The sequence below is a fragment of the Shewanella sp. TC10 genome (genome assembly GCF_009663145.1).
In the GTDB taxonomy this organism is placed as follows: Bacteria; Pseudomonadota; Gammaproteobacteria; order Enterobacterales; family Shewanellaceae; genus Shewanella.
This window is the reverse complement of sequence record NZ_VKHR01000098.1, coordinates 1-6,536: the sequence shown is the minus strand read 5'-3', so window position 1 is coordinate 6,536 and position 6,536 is coordinate 1. Positions and strand designations below refer to the sequence as shown.

Below are 6,536 nucleotides of genomic sequence, written 5' to 3'. Positions count from 1 at the left end.
GATATAGCAGGCAACCCTGCTATATCGCTGACCTCTGCTGTGACCACTAGTGAGCCATCATCAAAGTTTGATAAATCTTGTGCTGGGAGAATCCAAACACCACCAGTAACGATTGCGGTTACTGTCAGTGAATGGCCTTGGTTATCGGTGAGGTTCACCGTAACCGTTTGACCATCTTCAACGTTTGTGACGCTGCCTTGAATGACCACTTGGGTCATTTCAGTGGCGTTGATAACACCGTCGTTATCAACAATCTCTACAGTGATATCGGCAGCTGTATCTTTAGTAAACGAGTTTCCGGCAAAGGCTGGATTACCAGATAAGTCAACCACTAAAGCTTTTAAGTAGATAGTGCCTTCTGCTAATGAAGATAAGTCGACACCAGATATACTGAAAGCACCATTTGAAACAATTGCCGTTAGAGGAATTCGCACTCCATTTTGATCAATAGCCCAAACTGAAACTGTTTGACCTTCCTCAACGTTAGTCACGAAACCAGTTATGGTTGCATTTGTTTCTTCAAAAGAATTTAATGTGCTATCAGAGTCATTAAGTGTAATTGAAATTGTTGCTTGAGAATCTTTGCTAACAGTAGTGGTGGCAGAAGCTGGATTGCCTGCAATATCAACAGTATTAGCCGTAAAGTTAATATCACCATCGACAAGTGATGAGACATCTGCATCGTCAATTTGCCAAGTGCCCGCAACGACAGTGGTATTGAAGGTGAGCTGATTATTAAGGCTATCGGTTAGTGTAATAGTAATGGTTTGACCGTCTTCAACATCGTTAATTTGGCCTGAGAAATTAAGACGGAGCATTTCAAAGCGATTAATTACAGTGTCAGACCCTGTATCCACATCTATAGTGATATCAGCCAGAATGTCCACAGGCATTTGAGTGATAGCAGAAGCAGGGTTGCCTGCTATATCGCTGACTTCAGCGGTGACTTCTAAAGTACCATCGTCAAAGGCTGATAGGTCTTGTGCAGAGAGAGTCCAGATCCCTCCGGTAACAATAGCGGTTAAGGTCATCGAATGGCCTTGGTTATCGGTGAGACTCACCGTAACCGTTTGACCATCTTCAACATTGGTGACGCTACCTCGGATAAGTACTTTAGCCATCTCACTGCCATTAAGTACGCCATCAGCATCTACTATCTCAATATCAATATCGGCTTTTGTATCTTTGAGAATAGTATTTGTGGCGAAAGCTGGGTTGCCTTCTGCATCAATTGCGACGGCATAAAGGTGTAATATACCGTCAGCTAAATCAGAAGCATCTAGTCCTGATACAGTCCAAAGACCATTACTCACCTCAGATGAAAGGGTAAAAACTTGGCCTAAACTATCGGTAACCGTGATGAAAATGACTTGACCATCTTCGATATTGTTAGCAACCCCAAAAATGGTGTTAAGGTCATCAATATCTTGCTGATTTAAAATCTGATCGCTATCAAGGACATTAATAGTGACATTGGCAACAGTATCTTTAATTACTGTTGTAGAAGAGGAAGCTGGATTACCTGCAATGTCTTGAGTGTTAACATCAAAACGTAATTCCCCATCGACTAATGCCTCAATATCTGCATCTTCAATTCGCCATGAACCATCCACGACTTGGGTTGTGTAGGTGAGAGTCTGACCGTCAACATCAGTAATGGTGATAGTGACGGCTTGACCATCTTCTACGTCAAAAACTGAGCCTGAAAAATCAAGTTTCTTCATCTCGAAACGATTAACAAATTCGTCGTTGCCTGTGTCAACGGTAATGTTGACAGCAGCCAATATATCAATGGGCTCGCCCGTGGTTGCAGATATTGGGTTACCTGCAATATCAATAACTTCTGCTGTTGCGGTTAGCGACCCTTGCTCAAAATCTGATAAGTCTAATGAGCCTATGAACCAAGCACCATTAACTACAGTAGTGGTGATATTACGTGAGTGTCCATTGGCATCACTAATGGTAATGACGACAGTCTGACCATCTTCTACGTTAGCTACAGCACCACTAATATTGACCGAATTAATTTCAGCAGCATTAATGACGTTGTCTTGATCTTCTATTTCTATTGAAATACTAGCAAGGGTGTCTTTTATGCTTTGATCTGTCGCTGGGTTAGCCTCACCTTGGTATGTAGGTGCACTAATTTCTGCGGTAATAAGTCCTTCTGCAAGATCTGAAATATCTAGGTCGTTTAATTGCCAAGATTCATTGGAAACTGTCACTAAAAGCGTTATTTGCTTGCCGTTAATATCAGTCAGAGTCAGCGTTAATTGTTGGCCGTCTCTAGCATCGAGTGCTTGGCCATTAATATCGACAGTAGGGACTTCAAATTGATTTAAGTATCCGTCCTTCGCGTCTTCTATGTTGACCGATAAAGTGAGTGTTAAAAAGCTATCTTGTTCGCCAATCAGTGAGGTAATAGTATTTGACTGATTGGTTAAGTTATCTGCTTGGGTGGTATAGCCTGACTCGGCGATGAGCGCATTATATCGAGTTTGAATAATCTGATAGAAGTAATTTAGCCCAGCATTATTGTTTGTATCGCTATTCGTTTCACCGCTACTAGAAAGGTTGTTCTCAGCTGAATTGTTATTGCTAGGAGGTGAACTGGGATTGTCCTGTGAAGAGCTAATGACTAACGATTGTGGTATTAAGACGCTTTGCTGGTTAATTACGATATATGGATTACTATCTGGATTGATGAGAATGCTGTCAATATCAAACTCATGCAAAGGTAGCTCATCGTGAATTTTATCTGGCGTAATAGCGTGCCATTGACCATTGTTCGCAATAGCGAAAATGCTTGGGCCAATTTTCACGTAATACAAAACATCAACACCATCAACAATCATTTGCATTCCTTAACTTTCAATCCATTGTCATCATGAACTAATACGTTACTGATGAAATTAAGCGCAATTTAAAGCATAAACCTTGTTAATTAATTTTTAAAGAATTGTCGGGTTATTTAGGCATCTAGATTCAAAAAGATACAAAAAAAGAGGCCTATTGGCCTCTTTTTGTAAACAATCTAAAAAATAAAGCGGTAAACGTTAGGCTTTATTTTTCTTCTTTGAGCCATTGGGCTGCTGATTTGGCGAAGTAAGTTAAAATACCATCCGCCCCAGCACGCTTAAAGCACAGTAATGATTCCATTACGATAGCCTTTTCTGCTAGCCAGCCATTTTGAATGGCTGCCATATGCATGGCATATTCACCACTGACTTGATAGGCAAAAGTCGGGACAGCCAGTTCAGTTTTAACGCGGCGAACAATATCCAAATAAGGCATGCCAGGCTTAACCATAACCATGTCTGCACCTTCTTGAATATCAAGCGCGACTTCATGCAGTGCTTCATCGCTATTTGCAGGATCCATTTGGTAGCTATGCTTATTGCCACCTTTAAGATTGCCAGCAGAGCCAACTGCATCACGGAAAGGGCCGTAGTAGCTAGAAGAATATTTAGCTGAGTAAGCCATTATTTGAGTATTGACGTGACCAGCAGCTTCTAGCGCTTCACGAATGGCGCCAATACGACCATCCATCATATCTGAAGGTGCAACGATATCAGCACCCGCTTCAGCATGGGATAGGGCTTGTTTCACTAGAATTTCAGTTGTGATGTCGTTAAGGATATAGCCTTCATCATCAATAATGCCATCTTGGCCGTGAGTGGTGAATGGATCTAGCGCCACATCTGTCATTACGCCTAGTTCAGGGAAAGCTTGCTTTAACTCACGTACAGCACGCTGTACAAGGCCATCTGAGTTATAAGCCTCTTCCGCCATTAATGATTTTTTCTCAGCTGGTGTGACTGGAAATAATGCAATCAGTGGGATCCCAAGCTCAACTAGCTCTGCAGCTTCTTTTAATAGCAAATCGATAGAGTAGCGCTCAACACCAGGCATTGATGCTACTTGTTCAGTGCGATTGTTACCTTCAAGAATAAACATTGGATAAATAAGATCATTCACCGACAGTTTATTTTCTGACATTAAACGACGGCTGAAATCATGTTTACGCATGCGGCGCATTCTGCGCTGTGGGAACGCACTAGTAATAATATTCACATTCGACTCCTGAAATTAATTTGTTCTTATTCGGACGAAAACTCACACACCTGATTTCGACCACTGCGCTTAGCTTGGTAAAGCGCTTTATCTGCTTGTTCGAGTAACAGAGTTGGATGGTCATCAGTTTCAATGACTGCCGCACTGACTCCAATACTCACAAAAAGTGGGATAGGGCAGTTTTCCCACTCTATTGATAATTTGGAAATGGCTATGCGAACTTGTTCAGCGAGTTGCATTGCTCCTTCACTATCAGTATTCGGTAATATAATAGCAAACTCTTCACCACCAAAACGTGACACCAGATCGGTTGGACGTTTTAAAAAGTCTGAAATTGTCGTCGCAATCACTTTAATTGAGTGATCTCCTGCGAGGTGTCCATGTTCGTCATTAATCGCTTTAAACTTATCAATATCAACCATTAATAAAGCTAAAGGTGTTTGCTGGCGACGACTAATTCTGCCTTCAGCACTAAGGCGCAGATCAAATGCACTTCGATTTTTAACCCCTGTTAAGCTATCAATGGTGTTTTGCTGGGTGAGCTTTTGGTTTGCTTCATTGAGTTCACGTAAAGTGACTTCTAGCTCCAAGGTTCGCTCGGCTACCATACGCTCTAAACGTTCATTAGCATCAGCTTCAGCTCGCAGTGCTTCATCTCGGTTTTGTTGTAAACGTATCGCTTGCTCAAGCGCTTTTTGTTGCATTTGTAATTTGGCTTTTCGCTCATCGTTATAGCGCATCGCGAGTACAGCAGCCATAGTGATAACTTCAAAAGTAAGCCCTATCATGACAGGGGTTTGTGGAAATACTCCCCAATCTATATAGCCTAAATACAGCAATCCGCTCAGCAGTGAGCCTATGAATAATCCAATTCGCCCTATTGCATGAAGGCGAGCATTTTTAGTCTTGTTAAACACTTGGATTAACGAGAATACGATTAGTATGAAGCTGATAAAAATAACGGAAATGCTCAGTAGGTAAAGCGTTAATTTAAAATCGAGAAATGAGATGACGGTGCTTAATAAAATACAATAAACTGCTAAATATCGCCCAAGTAGCAGCATACGTTTACTGTGATATTTAAGCTGCATCACTTTCTCTGTAAACATTAAAGCAAATGCCAATGCTAGAGGGATTAACATAGGGATAGCAAGTTGTTGTAGCGTAGGTAAATTAGGCCATAAATATTGAAACGCAATACCATGGATACTGGCGACAATAATGGTCAAACAAATCACGTAGCCACTGTAGTAACTGTAACTAAATGAGCCTGACGCTAAAGCGATGAATAAACTAAACACACCAATGGCGATTAATATTCCAATTTGAAATCCATTGGTCAAACTTTGCGTTTCAATTGCATGACTAAAGTCGTTTTTACTCCATAAGACTAAAGGTAAGTTAAGACTACCGCGATTATTCACCTTTAAATAAAATGTATGTAATTCACCTGGTTTTATATCGAAGGGGTATAAGAATAAATTACTTTGTAATGGTCGTTGCTTGAAGGGAATAGTGTCACCCATCATTTCAACATGTTGCAGCTCATTATTAACTAAATGAAATAACTTTAAGCTGTCTAATAGCGGGTTGTCTAATGCGATAATTCGAGACAGTTGATCATTAGGGTTATAAATACTAAAACTGACCCAAGTATTGTCGGCACCAATTTTGCGCATGTCTTGGCGCGTGAGTTTACGCCAATCAGTGGTGTTATTTCGTTGTGTTGTTAAGTTTGCAAGCTCAGTAATATCGTTCGATTTATGGATATAAAGCCAATCTTGTAAATCAATTTTAGTAATTGATGATGCGGTTAAGCGTAATGGGGTGTTTTTATGTTCAGTTTCCTGAGCAGGAGCGTTAATTGCCGCATAGGCAATATTGTTTAGAGTGAGCACTAAACACATCAACCAAAAAACCATCAAGCTTGGTTTAAAACGAAGACTTTTCAGCAACATTAATCGTCGCCTAAATTAAACAAGCTAATACTATTGGCATAGCAATGTGCAGCAAGTTCTTCGAAGGGTTGATGACGTAGTTTGGCGATGGACTCAACAATATAGGGTAAATACTGTGGCAGGTTTTTACTCGACTTAGGCTTTGGCCTCATACTTCTTGGAAGTAAGTAAGGGCTGTCGGTTTCAACGACGATACGATTATCAGGGATATGGTGAACTATGCTTGCCAGTTCAGCCCCTCTTCTTTCATCACAAACCCAGCCGGTTATACCAATATATAAATCGAGATCTATACAAGCTAGTAGTTCAGCCTCAGTACCAGTAAAACAATGTAGAACAGCACTAGGCAGCCTATGTCTATATTGCTTAAGTATCGCGATGAAGTCGTCATGGGCATCACGACAATGCATTAACACTGGCATTTGTAATTCGGTTGCCAGTGCTAATTGTGCTTCAAAGGCTTGACGCTGTTTGTCGCGTGGTGAAAAATCGCGATTATAGTCT

Annotated in this window: 4 protein-coding genes; all 4 read right to left on the bottom strand. The window is 40.9% G+C overall.

The window, feature by feature from the left end:
* A partial coding sequence (locus FNZ24_RS20970) for an Ig-like domain-containing protein (protein WP_228768575.1) occupies positions 1–2,855 on the bottom strand: 2,855 nt, incomplete at its 3' end.
* 208 nt (positions 2,856–3,063) lie between these two features.
* Positions 3,064–4,074 carry a porphobilinogen synthase gene (hemB, locus tag FNZ24_RS20965; RefSeq protein WP_153916734.1) on the bottom strand — a complete coding sequence of 337 codons (1,011 nt, stop codon included), beginning with the start codon at positions 4,072–4,074 and terminating at the stop codon, positions 3,064–3,066.
* 26 nt (positions 4,075–4,100) lie between these two features.
* Positions 4,101–6,032 carry a sensor domain-containing diguanylate cyclase gene (locus FNZ24_RS20960; protein WP_228768574.1) on the bottom strand — a complete coding sequence of 644 codons (1,932 nt, stop codon included), beginning with the start codon at positions 6,030–6,032 and terminating at the stop codon, positions 4,101–4,103.
* The coding region (locus tag FNZ24_RS20955; protein WP_194945119.1) for a TatD family hydrolase at positions 6,032–6,536 on the bottom strand (505 nt) is incomplete at its 5' end. The genes FNZ24_RS20955 and FNZ24_RS20960, both read right to left, overlap by 1 nt.

Coding starts and splice junctions, on each gene's coding strand:
- FNZ24_RS20960 (WP_228768574.1), bottom strand. CDS start 6,032: ATGTTGCTGAAAAGTCTTCGTTTTAAACCAAGCTTGATGGTTTTTTGG.